The 17125-nt window shown below is 63.6% G+C and carries 16 protein-coding genes; 6 read left to right on the forward strand and 10 right to left on the reverse strand.

Annotated elements, in window-relative coordinates:
- Positions 1 to 38 precede the first annotated feature (38 nt).
- The 3 genes from rpsO (at position 39) to AB4Z43_RS20120 (ending at position 4095) form a co-directional block, all read left to right on the forward strand.
- The gene (gene rpsO / locus AB4Z43_RS20110; RefSeq protein WP_269465810.1) at positions 39 to 413 is read left to right on the forward strand and encodes a 30S ribosomal protein S15; all 375 of its coding nucleotides are present in this window, start codon (positions 39 to 41) and stop codon (positions 411 to 413) included.
- A gap of 400 nt (positions 414 to 813) precedes the next feature.
- A complete protein-coding gene (gene pnp / locus AB4Z43_RS20115) occupies positions 814 to 2961 on the forward strand; it encodes a polyribonucleotide nucleotidyltransferase (RefSeq protein ID WP_038652046.1) in 2148 nt (715 codons plus the stop codon).
- A gap of 123 nt (positions 2962 to 3084) precedes the next feature.
- The gene (locus AB4Z43_RS20120; RefSeq protein ID WP_441938801.1) at positions 3085 to 4095 is read left to right on the forward strand and encodes a class I SAM-dependent methyltransferase; all 1011 of its coding nucleotides are present in this window, start codon (positions 3085 to 3087) and stop codon (positions 4093 to 4095) included.
- Between the two features lie 5 nt (positions 4096 to 4100).
- Here the strand turns inward: AB4Z43_RS20120 and AB4Z43_RS20125 are convergent, their stop codons facing one another.
- The 4 genes from AB4Z43_RS20125 to fabA all read right to left on the reverse strand — a co-directional run bounded on the left by AB4Z43_RS20125 (position 4101) and on the right by fabA (position 8429).
- Entirely contained in the window at positions 4101 to 5645 is a 1545-nt protein-coding gene (locus AB4Z43_RS20125; protein ID WP_038652050.1) for a putative bifunctional diguanylate cyclase/phosphodiesterase, read from the reverse strand.
- A 163-nt stretch (positions 5646 to 5808) separates the two neighbouring features.
- Complete coding sequence (fabI, locus tag AB4Z43_RS20130; protein WP_019863081.1) at positions 5809 to 6612, reverse strand: enoyl-ACP reductase FabI; 804 nt, start codon at positions 6610 to 6612, stop codon at positions 5809 to 5811.
- A 31-nt stretch (positions 6613 to 6643) separates the two neighbouring features.
- Positions 6644 to 7864: a beta-ketoacyl-ACP synthase I gene (fabB, locus tag AB4Z43_RS20135; RefSeq protein WP_010913331.1), complete on the reverse strand. Its 1221-nt coding sequence runs from the start codon at positions 7862 to 7864 to the stop codon at positions 6644 to 6646.
- Between the two features lie 49 nt (positions 7865 to 7913).
- On the reverse strand, positions 7914 to 8429 hold the full coding sequence (gene fabA, locus AB4Z43_RS20140) for a 3-hydroxyacyl-[acyl-carrier-protein] dehydratase FabA (RefSeq protein ID WP_010913332.1): 516 nt from the start codon (positions 8427 to 8429) through the stop codon (positions 7914 to 7916).
- Positions 8430 to 8671: 242 nt separating this feature from the next.
- Here fabA and irrA point away from each other — a divergent pair, with 242 nt between their 5' ends.
- Complete coding sequence (gene irrA, locus AB4Z43_RS20145) at positions 8672 to 9103, forward strand: iron response transcriptional regulator IrrA (protein WP_010913333.1); 432 nt, start codon at positions 8672 to 8674, stop codon at positions 9101 to 9103.
- Positions 9100 to 9549: a DUF4260 domain-containing protein gene (locus AB4Z43_RS20150; protein ID WP_441938802.1), complete on the forward strand. Its 450-nt coding sequence runs from the start codon at positions 9100 to 9102 to the stop codon at positions 9547 to 9549. Before irrA ends, AB4Z43_RS20150 begins: the two co-directional genes overlap by 4 nt.
- Here the strand turns inward: AB4Z43_RS20150 and AB4Z43_RS20155 are convergent.
- Positions 9539 to 10099 (reverse strand): SH3 domain-containing protein, encoded by a 561-nt coding sequence (locus AB4Z43_RS20155; protein WP_441938803.1) that lies wholly within the window; start codon positions 10097 to 10099, stop codon positions 9539 to 9541. The two genes, AB4Z43_RS20150 and AB4Z43_RS20155, sit on opposite strands and share 11 nt — an antisense overlap.
- A 148-nt stretch (positions 10100 to 10247) precedes the next feature.
- On the opposite strand from AB4Z43_RS20155, the gene AB4Z43_RS20160 reads away from it, so the two are divergent.
- Positions 10248 to 11249, forward strand: coding sequence for a 2-hydroxyacid dehydrogenase (locus AB4Z43_RS20160; protein ID WP_019863085.1), 1002 nt, complete (start codon positions 10248 to 10250; stop codon positions 11247 to 11249).
- Between the two features lie 51 nt (positions 11250 to 11300).
- On the opposite strand, the gene AB4Z43_RS20165 is transcribed toward AB4Z43_RS20160, so the two are convergent.
- The 5 genes from AB4Z43_RS20165 to dnaA all read right to left on the reverse strand — a co-directional run bounded on the left by AB4Z43_RS20165 (position 11301) and on the right by dnaA (position 16742).
- Positions 11301 to 11777, reverse strand: a complete 477-nt coding sequence (locus tag AB4Z43_RS20165; protein WP_441938804.1) for a GNAT family N-acetyltransferase — start codon at positions 11775 to 11777, stop codon at positions 11301 to 11303.
- Positions 11778 to 11791: 14 nt separating this feature from the next.
- On the reverse strand, positions 11792 to 12544 hold the full coding sequence (locus AB4Z43_RS20170; protein WP_019863087.1) for a molybdopterin-synthase adenylyltransferase MoeB: 753 nt from the start codon (positions 12542 to 12544) through the stop codon (positions 11792 to 11794).
- 31 nt (positions 12545 to 12575) lie between these two features.
- A complete protein-coding gene (gene recF, locus AB4Z43_RS20175; protein WP_038652060.1) occupies positions 12576 to 13715 on the reverse strand; it encodes a DNA replication/repair protein RecF in 1140 nt (379 codons plus the stop codon).
- 59 nt (positions 13716 to 13774) lie between these two features.
- A complete protein-coding gene (dnaN, locus tag AB4Z43_RS20180; protein WP_441938805.1) occupies positions 13775 to 14893 on the reverse strand; it encodes a DNA polymerase III subunit beta in 1119 nt (372 codons plus the stop codon).
- Between the two features lie 304 nt (positions 14894 to 15197).
- Positions 15198 to 16742, reverse strand: a complete 1545-nt coding sequence (dnaA, locus tag AB4Z43_RS20185) for a chromosomal replication initiator protein DnaA (RefSeq protein ID WP_064984633.1) — start codon at positions 16740 to 16742, stop codon at positions 15198 to 15200.
- Between the last annotated feature and the right edge of the window lie 383 nt (positions 16743 to 17125).

Here is a 17125-nt window from a genome sequence, read left to right on the forward strand (position 1 = left end):
GGTGAATTGGGCTGGTGTTTTGCCGGGAATTGCACTATATGCGCCGCAGCATAGCGCCACGACGCTTTGCCTGCACCGGCCCCTGCTGGACGACATCCCGGCTGAGGGCGACCCGTTTCCTCAAACAGATAAGGAAAAACACGATGTCGATTACTGCCGAGCGCAAAAAGGAATTGATGGGTGAATTCGCGACCGCCAAGGGCGATACCGGGTCTCCGGAAGTCCAGGTGGCCATCCTTTCCGAGCGCATCAAGAACCTGACCGACCATTTCAAGGACCACAAGAAGGATAACCATTCCCGCCGTGGTCTGCTCGCTCTCGTGTCCCAGCGTCGCAGCCTGCTTGATTACCTCAAGCGCAAGGACGACGCGCGCTATCAGACACTGATCGAGAAGCTCGGTCTGCGCCGTTGACGAATTGACCGGCGGGCTCCCTCAAGGAGTCCGCCGGTCGCGCATTCGAGCACCGGGGCCAATCCGATCTCGAATGCAGGACTGGAGCGCCGCGCACCCCATCGGGATGCCGGACGGACGCTCCGAAAAGCTGAATTGCGCATGACGTGTTCCGTAAACCGGGGTCGTGCGCGGGCCGGTCGATCGATTGGCCATATCCGGCTTCGAGCGCGCAGAGGGCCACTCGGAGCCACCCATGGACGGTCATGGGGCAGGATTGCAGGACGCTCGTATGGCCACCGTGCCGACAGACCCGAGCCTCCCGTTGTCTTGCCCGTGGCTGCCCGAGAAAGGAAGCCAGGGGAAAGGGCACCGGCGCACGCTGAAACGGCGCGGCCCTTCCTCATACAAAGGACAAGACATGTTCAATCAGCACAAAGTGGAAATCGAATGGGGCGGTCGCCCGCTCATCCTCGAAACCGGCAAGATCGCCCGTCAGGCTGACGGCGCCGTGCTCGCCACCTACGGCGAGACCAAGGTTCTGGCCACCGTCGTTTCGATGAAGGAGCCCAAGCCCGGCCTCGATTTCTTTCCGCTGACCGTCAACTACCAGGAAAAGACCTATGCCGCCGGCAAGATCCCGGGCGGCTATTTCAAGCGGGAAGGCCGTCCGAGCGAAAAGGAAACGCTGGTTTCGCGCCTCATCGACCGCCCGATCCGTCCGCTCTTCGCCGACGGCTACAAGAACGACACGCAGATCGTCGTCACCGTCGTCCAGCACGATCTCGAAAATGATCCGGACATCCTGTCGATCGTCGCCACCTCGGCCGCCCTGACCCTGTCGGGCGTTCCCTTCATGGGCCCGGTCGGCGGCGCGCGCGTCGGCTACATCAACGGCGAATACGTCCTGAACCCGCACATCGACGAAATGCAGGAATCCAAGCTCGACCTCGTCGTCGCCGGCACCGCCGACGCCGTGCTGATGGTTGAGTCGGAAGCCAAGGAACTTGGCGAAGAGCTGATGCTCGGCGCTGTCATGTTCGGCCACAAGGGCTTCCAGCCGGTCATCGACGCCATCATCAAGCTGGCCGAAGTCGCCGCCAAGGAGCCGCGCGACTTCACCGCGCCGGACTATTCCGCGCTTGAAGGCGAGATGCTGAAGATCGTCGGCGACGAGCTCAGCAATGCCTACAAGATCACCGACAAGCAGCAGCGCTATGCCGCCGTCGACGCTGTCAAGGCGAAGGTCAAGGCAGCCTTTGCTCCGGCCGAAGGCGAAGAGGCCAAGTACACCTCCGAGCAGATCGGCTCGGTGTTCAAGGAACTCCAGGCCAAGGTCGTGCGCTGGAACATCCTCGACACCGGCTCGCGCATCGACGGCCGCGACTTGAAGACGGTCCGCAAGATCGTTTCGGAAGTCGGCGTCCTGCCGCGCACCCATGGTTCGGCCCTGTTCACGCGCGGCGAGACCCAGGCGCTGGTCGTTGCCACGCTCGGCACCGGCGAAGACGAGCAGTATGTCGATTCGCTGACCGGCATGTACAAGGAGAAGTTCCTCCTTCACTACAACTTCCCTCCCTATTCCGTCGGTGAGACCGGCCGCATGGGTTCGCCGGGCCGCCGCGAAATTGGCCACGGCAAGCTCGCCTGGCGCGCCATCCGTCCGATGCTGCCGAGCGCTGACCAGTTCCCCTACACGCTGCGCGTCGTCTCGGAGATCACCGAGTCCAACGGCTCGTCCTCGATGGCCACCGTCTGCGGCACCTCGCTGGCGCTGATGGATGCCGGCGTGCCGCTGGCCAAGCCCGTTGCCGGTATCGCCATGGGCCTGATCAAGGAAGGTGAGCGCTTCGCCGTGCTCTCCGACATCCTGGGCGACGAGGATCACCTCGGCGATATGGACTTCAAGGTCGCCGGCACCGCCAACGGCATCACCTCGCTGCAGATGGACATCAAGATCGAGGGCATCACCGAGGAGATCATGAAGATCGCGCTGGATCAGGCCAAGGACGGCCGCCAGCATATCCTCGGCGAAATGGCGCATGCCCTGACCGGCGCCCGCCCCGAACTCGGCGAGTTCGCGCCGCGCATCGAGGTCATGCATATCCCGACCGACAAGATCCGCGACGTCATCGGTTCGGGCGGCAAGGTCATCCGCGAGATCGTCGAGAAGACCGGCGCTAAGATCAACATCGAGGACGACGGCACGGTGAAGATCGCTTCCTCGAACGCCAAGGAGATCGAGGCGGCGAAGAAGTGGATCCACACCATCGTCGCCGAGCCGGAAGTCGGCGAGATCTACGAAGGCACGGTCGTCAAGACCGCCGACTTCGGCGCCTTCGTCAACTTCTTCGGTCCGCGTGACGGCCTCGTCCACATCTCGCAGCTCGCCAATGAGCGGGTCGCCAAGACCTCGGACGTCGTCAAGGAAGGCGACAAGGTCTGGGTCAAGCTGATGGGCTTCGACGAACGCGGCAAGGTCCGCCTGTCCATGAAGGTCGTCGACCAGGCCACAGGCAAGGAAATCGTGCGCGACAAGAAGGCCGAAGGCGAAGAAGACGCCGCCTGAGCGCTCTGACAGAAAAATCGAAGCGGGCGCGGCTTATGTCGCGCCCGTTTTCGTTTGGAGCAGTTTCAGGAAAGTATGAGGCGCTTTCCCTTGGGAATTGCGCAAGACTCTGGGAGCACTTCTATGGCCGCTGAAGCTCTGAAGACGCTTTTCCATCCGTTCGAGGCCGAGGCTCTCTCCTTGCCGCGAAAGGGCGAACGCATCCTCTTCCTCGGCGCCGAGCCCGGCCTGCGCGTGCCGTCAGGTTTCGAGGCCACGCTGCATCTCGTGCAGGGCTTCCGGCCGTATTTCCGTGCATTGCAGCCGGCCGGCTTTGCCGTCACGCCGCAAACCGAGGGGGACGGGTTTGATGCCGCGCTGGTGCTCGCGGGCCGTCACCGCGGCCAGAACGAATTGCGTGTCGCCGATGCCCTCGAGCGCGTGGTGCCAGGCGGACTTGTCGTCGTCGCCGGCGGCAAGGACGACGGCATTGCCAGCCTGCGCAAGCGCGTCGACGAGCTCGTGCCGCTCCACGGCCATATGCCGAAATATCACGGCATCGCCTTCTGGCTGCGCCGCCCGGTGGATATGCAGGCCGCAGCCACGCTTCGCGCCGCCAATCCCGCTTTGCTGATCGAGGAGCGGTTCCACACCGCACCCGGTATGTTCTCTTTCGATCGCGTCGATGCGGGTTCGAAACTGCTGGTCGACAATTTGCCCGGTGACCTGCGCGGCAATGCGGCCGATTTCTGCGCCGGCTGGGGGTATGTCGCGGCTGAGATGGCTGCCCGCTCGTCAGGCCTGTCGGGCCTCGATCTCTATGAGGCCGATTTCGATGCGCTGGAGGTGGCCAAGGGCAACCTCGCCAACACAGTGGCGCAGGGCTTCTTCTGGACCGATCTGCTCGCCGAGCCTGTCGAGCGCCGGTATGACGTCATCGCCATGAACCCGCCCTTCCACCGCAGCCGTGCGGCCGAGCCGGAGATCGGTGCCGGCATGATCCGCGCGGCGGCCAAGGCGTTGAAGCCCGGTGGCAGGCTGTTCATGGTCGCCAACCGCCAGCTTCCCTACGAGCCCGTGCTGTCGGCTGCCTTTGCCAGTCACGCGGAGCTTGCCCGCGATGGCATGTTCAAGGTGTTTTCCGCCCGGCGCTGACTTGCTTAATGCAGGTTGGCGACGCGCCGGACCTCGTCGGTGGCGTGCTCGTCGCCAAGCCTGAACTTGAGTGGCGCCGGACGGCCGAACAGGTAACCCTGCACCACCTCGCAGCCGGCGGCCCGCAACAGCGTCGCCTGGCTCTCGGTCTCGACGCCTTCGGCGATGATGCTGACGCCGAGCGCGCGCGAAAGCCCGACGATGGTCGAGACGACAGCGCCGGAGCTGGAATCGGTATCGATGCGGCTGACGAAGGAACGGTCGATCTTTAGCTTGCCGAATGAGAAGTCGATGAGGTAGCTGAGGTTGGAATAGCCGGTGCCGAAATCGTCGACGGCAACCGAGATGCCCATTTCGGCAAGCTCTTTCAGGATGGCGGCCGCGCGGTCGCGGTCCTGCATCATCGCCGTCTCGGTGACTTCCAGCTCAAGCCGCGACGGCTTGATGCCGGTGGCCCGCATGGTGTCACGCACGATGCCGACGAAGTCCTTGGTCATGAACTGAACCGGCGAGATGTTCACGGCGACGAAACAGTCGTCCGGCAGATGGCGGGCGTCGCTGCAGGCCTTGCGCAGAACCCATTCGCCGATCGGGTTGATCATCCCGGTTTCCTCGGCGATTTGGATGAACTCCATGGGCGGGATCATGCCACGTTCGGGATGGTTCCAGCGGATCAGCGCCTCGTAGCCGATGATGCGGCCGGTCGGCAGGTCGAGCTGCGGCTGATAGTGGAGGTCGAAGTCTCCGCGCTCGAAAGCGGTGTGCAGTTCGGATTCGACCCATTGACGATGATCGGCGACACGCCCCATCTCGCTGTCGAACACCGACCAGTTGCCGACCCCGCCGGCGCGCGCATTCTGCAGCGCCAGGTTGGAGCGGCGCAGGATAAGGACCGGATCGACGCCATCCTTGGGCATGGCCACGATACCCACCGACAGGCTCACCGACTGCTGATGGGTGCTCAGCTCATAGGGCTCCATCATTTCGTCGATGAGCCTTTCGACCATGCTTTCCATCGTTCCCTGGATCTGATGATCCGCAAGCAGCACCGCGAACTCGCCGGCGCCGATACGCCCGACCAGGGCGCGTGCGGGCACGCAGGCCTGCAGCCGCTTGGTGAAGGCGCGGATCAACTCGTCGCCCTGCGTATAGCCGATCGCGTCGTTGATCTGCTTGAACCGGTCGATGTCGATGTCGATCAGGAACACCGGTTCTCCGGTCCGGCTTGTCGCGCATGCCGCCTCGGCGATCTTGCCGACCATCGCCGGGCGCGCCAGCAGTCCGGTCAGCTTGTCGAAATGGGTTTCGTTGAAGACGAAATCGGCCGATTCATCGACGCCGGCGAAGAACGACATGGCCGCCACCGACGCCGCCAGCGCGCAGAGCGCAGCCATGATCGCGACCATCATGTCCATCGATATGCCGGCAAACCCGTCGCCGAGGCCGTGCTTCAAGCCCCAGATGCCGAGGACAAAACTGCCAATGCCCGAACTCGCTATCGTGAGCAGTCGGAACACCGGTGTTCGCTTCGGGTTGCTGACGGCAGTCATTCAAAGGTCCCCAGATTGCGGGACTCTATAGCGGAAATCTACTTAAAATGAGTTTCCGCGAATGTATCCAATTTTACTGGAGAAGATTATTTTCTTTACTGGAAAAGAGCCATTTTTCCAAAACGGTTGCCCATAGCTTGGCGCCTTGATTCTTAACGGCCAGTTAGCCATCCGTCTGCTTCAACTCGTCGAGCGTCGGCATCGAGACGATGTGATAGCCGGAATCGACATAGTGGATTTCGCCGGTGACGCCCGATGCGAGGTCGGACAGCAAATAAAGCGCGGAGCCGCCGACCTCGTCTATGGTCACCGTGCGGCGCAACGGCGAGTTGCGCTGCTGGTAGGAGAACATGTGACGGGCGTCCGAAATGCCGGCGCCGGCGAGCGTGCGCACCGGGCCCGCCGAGATGCCGTTCACCCGGATGCCACGCGGACCGTAGTCGTTGGCAAGGTAGCGCACGCTGGCCTCGAGGCCGGCCTTGGCGACGCCCATGACATTGTAGTTCGGCATGACGCGGACCGAACCGGCATAGGTCAGCGTGATCATCGAGCCGCCTTCGGTCATCAGTGCCGCCGCGTTGCGGGCCACTTCGGTGAAGGAGTAGCAGGAAATCACCATGGTGCGGACGAAATTGTCCCGGCTGGTGTCGGCGTAGAGCCCCTTCAACTCATTCTTGTCGGAAAAGCCGATGGCGTGGACGACGAAGTCCAGTCCGCCCCATTCCTTGCCGAGCGTTTCGAACGTGGCGGCGACCGAAGCGCTGTCCTCGACATCGCAGGGAACGACCAGTGAGGCGCCGAGCTTGTCGGCGAGCGGCTTGACCCGGCGGCCGAAGGCCTCGCCCTGGTAGGTGAAGGCGAGCTCCGCCCCATGTTCGGACAATTTCTTGGCGATGCCCCAGGCGATCGAATGATCGTTGGCAACACCCATGACAAGCCCGCGCTTGCCCTTCATCAATCCGTCCATGGCAGGCAATCCCCTTAGAAAACCGCTGGCCTTATGCGGAATAGCGCTGGAAAACGAGCGTTGCGTTGGTGCCACCGAAACCGAAGGAATTTGACAGGACGGTGTCGATCTTGGCGTTGTCGATGCGCTTGCGCACGATCGGCATGCCCTCGAATTCGGGGTCGAGGGTTTCGATATGGGCGCTTTCGCCGATGAAGCCGCCTTGCATCATCAGGATCGAATAGATGGACTCCTGAACGCCGGCCGCGCCCAGCGAATGGCCGGTCAGCGACTTTGTCGAGGTGATGAACGGCATCTTTTCGCCGAAGACTTCGCGGATGGCGCCCATTTCCTTGGAATCTCCCACCGGCGTCGAGGTGCCGTGGGTGTTGATGTAGTCGACGGGCGTGGAGACCGTCGCCAGCGCCTGGCGCATGCAGCGGACCGCGCCTTCGCCGGAGGGGGCCACCATGTCGTAGCCGTCCGAGGTCGCGCCGTAGCCGACGATCTCGGCGTAGATCTTGGCGCCGCGCGCCTTGGCATGCTCAAGCTCCTCAAGCACCAGCACGCCGGCGCCGCCGGCGATGACGAAGCCGTCGCGATTGACGTCATAGGCGCGGGACGCGGCCGAGGCCCTGTCGTTGAACTTGGACGACATGGCGCCCATGGCGTCGAACAGGTCCGACATCGTCCAGTCGAGATCCTCGTGGCCGCCGGCAAAGACCATGTCCTGCTTGCCCCATTGGATCAGCTCGTAGCCATTGCCGATGCAATGCGCCGAGGTCGAGCAGGCCGACGAGATCGAATAGTTGACGCCGTGGATTTTGAACCAGGTGGCCAGCGTTGCCGACGCGGTCGACGACATCGCCTTGGGCACCGCGAAGGGGCCGATGCGCTTGGGGCTGCCGTTCTTCAGCGTGGTTTCGGCCGCCTCGACGATGGTGCGGGTGGAGGGGCCGCCCGAGCCCATGACGATGCCGGTGCGCTCATTGGTGATGTCGCTTTCGCCGAGGCCCGCATCGGCGATCGCCTGGTCCATGGCGACGTGGTTCCAGGCAGCACCTTGGCTCAGGAAGCGCATCGCGCGGCGATCGATCATGGCCGAGGGGTCGAGTGTCGGTGCGCCCCAGACCTGGCAGCGGAAGCCGTGCTCGGCAAAGGAATCGGAAAAGCTGATGCCGGATCTGGCGTCATGCAGCGAGGTCTGCACCTCGTTGGCATTGTTGCCGATCGACGACACGATGCCGAGGCCTGTGACTACGACACGTCTCATTCGCAACTCCTTCCAGGGATGCTGGCCAGTGGGTCGGCCAAGGGTGCGGTCAAGCGACCGCCGACTGCTTGGACAGACCGACCTTCAGGTCCGTCGCCGCATATATGGGCTCGCCATCCGCCTTCATCCAGCCATCGGCGATGCCCAGCACCAACCGGCCGCGCATGACACGCTTGAAATCCACGCCATACTCGACCTTCTTGACCGATGGCGTGACCATGCCCTTGAACTTGACCTCACCGGTCGACAGCGCCATTCCCTTGCCGGGTTCGCCGAGCCAGCCAAGATAGAAGCCGGTCAACTGCCACAAGGCGTCCAGGCCGAGGCATCCTGGCATGATCGGATTGCCGATGAAATGGCAGGCGAAGAACCACAGGTCCGGTTTGATGTCGAACTCCGCACGGATGAAGCCCTTGTCGAAGGCACCGCCGGTCTCGCTGATCTCGGTGATACGATCGAACATCAGCATCGGCGGGTAGGGCAGCTGGGCATTGCCCTCTCCGAACAGCTCGCCGCGGGCGCAGGCCAGCAATTCTTCGTAGTCGTAGCTGGATTTACCCGCCATCAATCTCGTCCCCATATCGTCCGGGCGGTAGCGCGCCCTTGTCGTTGGTGTCCTAACACAATCTGTTTCAGGCCGGAAACCGGCGTTTGCGCTTAACCCGCCAGTCTGCTCGGGTCAATGCGCGCTATTGATCGCATTCGGACGACAGAATATATGTCAACAGGGGTCCGGTTTCGGCAGACATTCATTTTTTTGCCATTCTGGGCGTGTCTTGAAGCGGGACTGTTGGCTTGGAAGACCAGATGGACCGGGGCTGCCGGAAGGAAAATGTCGCTGTGGACAAGCGGGTACGTGAAGCCGGCCTGAGGCCGACGCGGCAGCGCATTGCGCTGGCCGACCTGCTTTTCGCCAAGGGCGATCGCCATCTCTCGGCCGAGGAACTGCACGAGGAGGCGCTGGCCGCCGGCGTGCCGGTGTCGCTGGCCACGGTCTACAACGCGCTCCACCAGTTCACCCAGGCGGGTCTGCTGCGCATCCTCGCCGTCGAGGGCGCCAAGACCTATTTCGACACCAACACCTCCGACCACCATCATTTCTACATCGAAGGCGAAAACCGGATTTTCGACATCGCCAATGGTCCGGTGACGGTCACCAACCTGCCGGATCCGCCCGAGGGCATGGAAATCGCCAATGTCGACATCGTGGTGAGGCTGCGCCCCAAGCGCCAGGAATGACCGGTGAGGCCAGAACGATCGGCCCGGCCGGGAATGATCTGTCCGGCCAGAATAATCTGTCCGGGATGAGACCCCTCGAGCTGATAATCCGGCTCGAATGGGCTGTCGTGGCGGCCGTTGCGATCGTCTTCTACGCTTGGTCAGGCGTTTCCTGGTGGCTCTTCGGATTGCTCATCCTGGCGCCGGACCTGTCAATGTTCGGCTATCTCGGCGGGCCGCGCATCGGCGCCATCGCCTACAACGCCTTGCACATCCTCATCGTACCGGTGCTGCTGCTGCTCGTCGGGTCCCTGTCCGGTCATGCGGTCGCGAGCGCGGTCGCACTGATCTGGATCGCCCACATCGCCATCGACCGTGCACTGGGCTACGGCCTGAAACTGTTAACCGGTTTTCAGGACACCCACCTTGGCCCCATCGGGCGCAAGCGGGACGGCCTCAGTCCTTGACCCGCTCGCCGGGATAGGCGCCCCAGACCGCCGCCTGGGCGAGCCAGCCGGTGTGGCCGTCGAGCGTCATTTCGCACCACTGGCCGTCGCAGGACTTAATCGTGCCCATGACGCCCGGCTCGACGATCGCCACCACACGGGCATCCTTGTCGGGGCTTTTCATAAGGTTGATCTGGGCGCCTTTGCCGCGCTGCCAGGGCGCGATGATCGCCGTGCGCCGGCCTGACAGCAGCGACTGATTGATCCAGCCCTCCGAGCCATCCGCATCGCGCACGCGGCGCCACGTGTCGAATTCCTGGACGACCTCCATCGGCAGGCCGGCCTTCATATACATCCAGTCGACCGAGTAGTTGGCGCCGGGGCCGACGCGCGAATTGACGCGGCCGGACTTCAGGCTGACGAATCGCGGCAGCGGCAAGCCGCTCGGCCCGAGCGTGACGGCGCTCTGGGCGGGCGCGGCCGCGCTCTGCGCCGCGGCAAGCGGGGGATAGAAGAGAGCGCCGAGAAATGCTGCGCTGAGGGCCAGGCGAAGCGACGCGAAACCAGACACTTTCGTTCCTTTCGGCGCCGGCCTGGTGGCCTTGGCGCCCCTTTTTCTTTGTCTTCGGCGGCACCGCTTGTTACATGGGTAAATCGGCTACCGCGACCGGCTTTCAGTTTCGCCGGTCTTGGTTAAAGAGGTCTCAACGAGGGAAACAATGGTAGGCAAAAAGAAGCCTCTCGTGGTCATCACGCGAAAGCTGCCCGACCCGGTCGAGACCCGCATGCGCGAGCTGTTCGACGCCAGGCTGAATGTCGAGGACAGGCCGATGACGCAGCCGGAGCTGGTCGCCGCGGTCAAGGAAGCCGACGTGCTGGTGCCGACGGTGACCGACCAGATTGACGCGGCGCTGATCGCCCAGGCCGGCGACAACCTCAAGCTGATTGCCAATTTCGGCAACGGCGTCGACAAGATCGACGTGGCTGCGGCCGCCAAGAGGGGCATCACCGTCACCAACACGCCCAATGTGCTGACCGAAGATACCGCCGACATGACAATGGCGCTGATGCTGGCGGTGCCGCGCCGGCTCGCGGAGGGCGCCAATGTGCTCACCGGCGACAAGAAATGGGCCGGCTGGTCGCCGACCTGGATGCTTGGCCGGCGCATCTGGGGCAAGCGGCTGGGCATTGTCGGCATGGGCCGCATCGGCACGGCCGTCGCGCGCCGGGCCAAGGCTTTCGGCCTTTCCATCCACTATCACAACCGCCATCGCGTTTTGCCGGCGGTCGAGGACGGGCTGGAGGCGACCTATTGGGAGAGCCTTGACCAGATGCTGGCCCGCATGGACATCATCTCCGTCAATTGTCCGTCGACGCCCGCGACCTTCCATCTTTTGTCGGCACGGCGCCTGGCGCTGCTGCAGCCCACGGCCTATGTCGTCAACACCGCGCGTGGCGACATCATCGACGAGGAAGCGCTGGTCAAGCTGATTCAGGACGGCAAGATCGCCGGCGCCGGCCTCGACGTCTACGAGCACGAGCCGGCGCTCAATGCCAAGCTGCTCAAGCTCGCCGCCCGGCACAAGGTCGTGCTTTTGCCGCATATGGGTTCGGCGACGCTCGAGGGCCGCATCGACATGGGCGAGAAGGTCATCATCAACATCCGCGCCTTCGTTGACGGTCACCGCCCGCCGGACCGCGTGCTGCCGCTCAGAACCTGACGGTATCGCGGCGGCGCGCTCCTGGTTCGTTCTTCAAATGGAAGCCAAGGCTTACGAAAGAGCCTTGCGCATGGTGATAGAGGTCGGCCTGGCGTAGCCCTCATGCGCCGTCCGCCCGGTCTCGTGAAAGCCGAGGCGGGCAAAGGCGGCGTGATTGGCGGTGAGTTCGATGCGCGTCTGCAGTTCCAGCGCCGCCTTGCCGCCGTCGAGCGCGAGACGTTCGACCGCCTGCATCAGCCGCCGGCCGATGCCTCGCCTCTGGCAGTCCGGGGCGACGGCGAGCTTGCCGACATAAAGATCGTCAGCCCTTTCCTGAGCAAAGACGCAGCCGACGATCCTGTCGTCATCGAGAGCCACGAAACCGGTCTCGCGCAAGGCATTGTCGCGCAGTGTATCGACGGTGAGCAGGTGAGCCGAGGACGGCGGGTCGATGACGCCGTCCATGAAGGCGAAGGCATGCATGATCAAGGCAAGCACCTCGTCCCAGCGGCCGAAATCGGCCGGAATGCGGTCGATTGTCAGGGGCATGGTCCGCTCCAAGATCAGCGTCTGCCGTAGCGGATCGTCTCAAAGCGCGCGGCGAGCGCATCGTAGAGCAGCAGCCGGCCGACCAGCGGCTCGCCAATGCCGGTGATCAGCTTGATGGCCTCCATCGCCTGCAGCGTGCCGACGACGCCGGTCAGCGCACCAAGCACCCCGGCCTCGGCGCAGGAGGGCACCAGGCCGGGCGGTGGCGCTTCGGGAAAGAGATCGCGATAGCCCGGGTTAGGCTTGCCATCCTTGCCGACCCCGAAAGGCTTCAGCACCGTCACCGAGCCGTCGAAGCGGCCAACGGCGGCATGCACCAGGGGTTTACGCGCGCTCGCACAGGCGTCGGCCACCGTATAACGGGTCTCGAAATTGTCGGAACCGTCGACCACTATGTCATATCGGGCAACGAGGGCAGGGGCGTTGTCCGCGCTCAGCCGGAACGTGTGCGTCTCGACCGCGGTGTTGGGATTGATGCGGGCGATTGCCGCCCTGGCGCTGTCGGTTTTCAGCTTGCCGACCGTATCGGTGTCGTGGATGACCTGACGCTGCAAATTGGAGAGCGACACGGTGTCGTCGTCGACAATGCCGAGCGTGCCGACGCCGGCCGCCGCAAGGTATTCGAGCACCGGCGCGCCCAGCCCGCCGGCGCCTATCACCAATACGCGCGCCTGCTTGAGCTTCTGTTGGCCCGCACCGCCGACCTCCGGCAGCACGATGTGGCGGGCATAGCGTTCGATCTCGTCGGCGGTGAGCGTGGTGGTCATGTCAGGACAATACAGCGGCCGAAAAACCTTGTCAGGCGTCTTCGGTTGGCCCAACCGTGCCATGGTCGACCGTCAGGAACTGTGCGCGCCCCTTGAGGCTGGAAAACAGCGCGGCATCGGTTCCCGTCATGAAGGCCTGGCAGTTCAACTCCTCGAGGATCGAGAACAGTGCCGCCCGCCGCCCGCCGTCGAGGTGTGCTGCGATCTCATCCAGCAGCAGAATCGGCGTCATACCGGACATCTCGCCGGTTAGCCGTGCGTGCGAGAGCACGATGCCGACCAGCAAGGCCTTCTGCTCGCCGGTCGAACAGAGCTCGGCCGGCATCGCCTTGGGCCGGTGCCGCACCAGAAGATCGGAACGGTGCGGGCCTTCCAGCGTTCGTCCCGCGGCACGATCGCGATCACGTCCGCCGGCGAGCGCCCGGCGGAACCGCTCCTCGACATCGACCGCCGGTGCGCTGGAAACCTCGGCTTCCAGATCGCCTGAAAGGCTGATGTCGGCCTGAGGGAAAGGCCCTGTGTCGGGCAGCCTGTCGATCATGGCGGCGAGCAAGCGCACCAGTTCGGCGCGCGCCGCCGCAATAGCGACGCCCGTTTCGGCCATCTGCGTCTCGATCGCCTCGAACCAGCGATCATCCCGAGATCCGTCCGTAAGTAGGCGATTACGGCTCCGCATCGCCTTTTCGTAGTCGAGCGCACGCTGGCCGTGGCCGGGATCGATCGCCAGCACCAGCCGGTCGAGAAAGCGCCGGCGATCCGCGGCCGGGCCGGTGAACAGCGCATCCATGGCCGGCGTCAGCCACACCACGCGCAGCCATTCCAGCATGTCTTCGGCCGATCGGGCGGTCGCGCCGTTGATGCGAACCCGCCTGCCACCCTCGCCTTCGCCAACCGAAATGCCCGTGCCGATCTCGACCTGGCCGTCGGGCCCGTCGAGCCGGGCATGCAGCGCAAAGCCGCCGTCGCCGCCTTCGCGCGCGACATCGGCGTAAGGGGCACGGCGCAGGCCACGCCCGGGCGTCAGAAAGGAAATCGCTTCGAGCAGGTTGGTTTTGCCGGCACCATTGTCGCCGGAAAACACAACGGCGCCCGGGGCGAGATCGATCGCCAGCGCCGCATAGTTGCGGAAATTAGTAAGTGTAAGCTTACTTATATGCGTCTGTGCCGGCAACCGCTATCCGCCTATAGAAGTGCCGCAACCATTGCTGAGTCGGATCGATGACCCGCAGGCTACACCCGCATCGGCATCAGCACGTAAAGCGCGGTCTCGTCGGCCATGTCGTGGATCAGGGTCGGCGAACCGGCATCGGCCAGCATGAATTTGGCTTCCGTGCCGGTCAACTGCGCGGCGACATCGAGCAGATATTTGGCGTTGAAGCCGATCTCGATCGGGTCGGACGAGTAATCGGCCGCCAGTTCCTCGGTGGCGCTGCCGGAATCCGGGTTGTTGACCGCAAGCGTCACCTGGCCTTCGCTGATCGAAAGCTTCACCGCGCGGCCGCGTTCGGAGGAAATGGTCGAGACGCGATCGACCGCGGCGGCAAAGCTCTGGCGGTCGAGGATCAGCTTCTTGTCGTTGCCCGTCGGAATGACCCGCTGATAATCGGGGAAGGTGCCGTCGATCAGCTTCGAGGTCAGGACCACGCTGCCGATGGTGAAGCGGATCTTGGTATCGGACAGTTCGGTGGTCACGGCGACATCCGGATCGTCGACCAGTTTCTGCAGCTCGCTCACCGTCTTGCGCGGAATGATGATGCCCGGCATGCCTTCGGAACCCGCCGGCGCGTCGATTTCGGCGCGCGCCAGGCGGTGGCCGTCGGTCGCCACCGAGCGCAGCTTCAGCTTGCCGCCGACTTCATGCGTGTGCAGGTAGATGCCGTTGAGATAATAGCGCGTCTCCTCGGTGGAAATGGCGAACTGCGTCTTCTCGATCAGCCCCTTCAGGCCAACCGAGTCGAGCCGGAAGATATGCGAGAAGGATCCGGCCGAAAGTTCGGGGAAATCGGATTGCGGCAGGCACTGCAGGCGGAAGCTCGAGCGGCCCGACGTCACCGTCATGGCGTTGCCGTCCTCGTCCGTCTTCAGCATCACCTCGGCGCCGTCCGAGAGCTTGCGCACGATGTCGTAGAGCAGATGCGCGGGAACCGTCGTCGCCCCGCCACGCTCCACCTTGGCTGGGGTTGCTTCCGTCACCTCCAGGTCGAGGTCGGTGGCCTTCATTTCCAGGCTGGCGCCTTCGGCGCTGAGCAGCACATTGGACAGGATCGGTATCGTGTTGCGCCGTTCGACCACACGGTGGACGTGGTTGAGCGACTTCAGGAGATTTGACCGTTCCAGGATAACACGCATGACGAAACAGGCTCGCTTGAAAGGATGAGCGGGTCTCCGGCTGGCGGCGCCCCGCGAAAGGTCTGAACAGGCTCAGAATCTGCGTAAACTGACAGGAAAAAGCCAGCAAACGCAAGCCCGCGACACCGGTTCGGGCCGGCTGCGCGGGCTTTCTGGGGATAAACACCGCGAAGACCGTCAGTCGGTGTGCTGAATCCGGAATCCGGATCGTCGCCAGCCGATGCCGCGAGCCCATTCCGGGCTCACCGCCGGGCAGGTAAGCTGTTGAATTCCAGCGCAGTTCCGGCTTGCCTGTCCGGAACGGTCAGGCCTGGTCGTTGATCAGCCGTCGCAACAGCTCGAGTTCCTGTGCCAGCGTGTTGTCGTTGCCGGAAAGGTCCTCGATCTTGCGCACGGCGTGCAGCACCGTGGTGTGGTCGCGGCCGCCGAAGCGCCGTCCGATCTCGGGCAGGGAACGCGGTGTCATCACCTTCGACAGGTACATCGCGACCTGCCGCGGCTTGACGATGGTGCGCGTGCGCCTATTGGACAGCAATTCGGTCTTCGACACATTGTAGTGGCGCGCCACGATGCGCTGGATATCCTCGATGCGAACCCGCTTCGGCTCGCCGGTGCGATAGATGTGCCCGAGGATCTCATCGATGCGGTCGATGGTGATCTGCGGCTCGAACGACTGCCGGAACAGCAGTTGATTGAACGCGCCCTCCAGTTCGCGTCCGCTGCCGGTCACGGTGCGGGCGACGTGATTGAGGATCTCTTCGGAAATGTCGAGCGATGCGTCGTCGATCCTGGCCGTGGCCAGGCGCAGTTTGAGCATGCCGAGGCGCATGGCGAAATCGGGCGCCGACATTTCAAGCGCGACGCCGCCATTGAGGCGCGAGCGGACGCGCGGCTCCAGCGATTCCAGCTCCGACGGCGGCCGGTCGGCAGCGACAACGACCTGCTTGGCGCTGTCGAGCAGCATGTTGATCAAATGGCAGAATTCATGCTGGATCGACTTGCCCTGCAGGAACTGCATGTCGTCGATGATCAGGAGGTCGATGTCGCGCAGCTGCTCCTTGAGCGTCAGCGCGTTGTTGTCGCGGATCGCCGTGGCGAAGCGCCACATGAAATATTCCGCGGTGAGATAGACGACGCGGGACTTCGGGTTCTGCTTCAGCGATTCCGCCGCGATGGCCTGCAGCAGGTGGGTCTTGCCGAGCCCGACGGTCGCATGCAGGAATAGCGGATTGAAGCGCACGGCGCTCGACTGCGATTCCGCCACGGCCTTGGCGGCGGCGAAGGCCACCCGGTTCGACGGCCCCTCGATGAAGGAGCCGAACGTGTAGCGCGGATCAAGCGGCGACCCCAGCACATTGTGGCGGAACTCGCTCTCGACCGCCGCACCCGGGCGCGGCACGGGGGGGCGTTCCACCCTGCCGGGGCTTACGGTGCCGGCGGCCAGCGCCGTCTGCGTCTGTCGTGTCATCTTGCGCGCCGGCGCCAATTCCGGTTCGACATGGCTGCGCCCCTGACGGGTGGCCGTGCGCACCACGATCTCGATCTTGAGGAGATCGGCATCCTCCTGCTTCCACAGGTCGGAGATCAGGTCGAGATAATGGCCATTGATCCACGAGCGCAGGAACGCGGTGGGGACCGAGATGCGGACAATGCCCTTGGACGCTTCCGCGACCTTCATGCGGCCGAACCAGCTCGAATAGACTTCAGCTCCCAGACGCGCCTTCAACTGGGCCTTGACCCGGTCGAACTTCTGTTCCGCGTCGCTGGAGACCGCCATCTCGTTTGCTCCGATCAAAGTTCCAGGAAATGGGAGGTCGCCCGTAAGCTCCCTTTCGATGCCGCTCTGCATGATCGAGTTCCTTGTCTTTCTAGTACCTGTTTTTTCGCCGGGGATGCGCCTCCTGCATCCTTGTTTCCAGCGACTGTGTCTTCGCTACGATGCCCGTTGCCGCCGCCGGCAATGAACGTCGCCCAGTATCGAAGGGAACCGGTGCCGGCCCATGGAAGCCAGTCCGCGTTGGGTATGTCCGGGCAATACAACATCGTCCGGCGAAAAACGCCGGCGCGCTGTCAACCTGCCATGTCTCGTTACGCCAGTCCCCTACCGTATCGAAAAGAGCAAACCAAAGCCGTCCGCGGACTTGATCCGCGTCGCAAATCCCGCCAATTTAAGCTGGCCGCGTCAGGCTGGGTTAAGGGCCAGAGGCCCGTCCCCTTCGATGGATGGACATT

Source organism: Mesorhizobium sp. 2RAF45 (genome assembly GCF_052115225.1).
GTDB lineage: Bacteria > Pseudomonadota > Alphaproteobacteria > Rhizobiales > Rhizobiaceae > Mesorhizobium > Mesorhizobium jarvisii.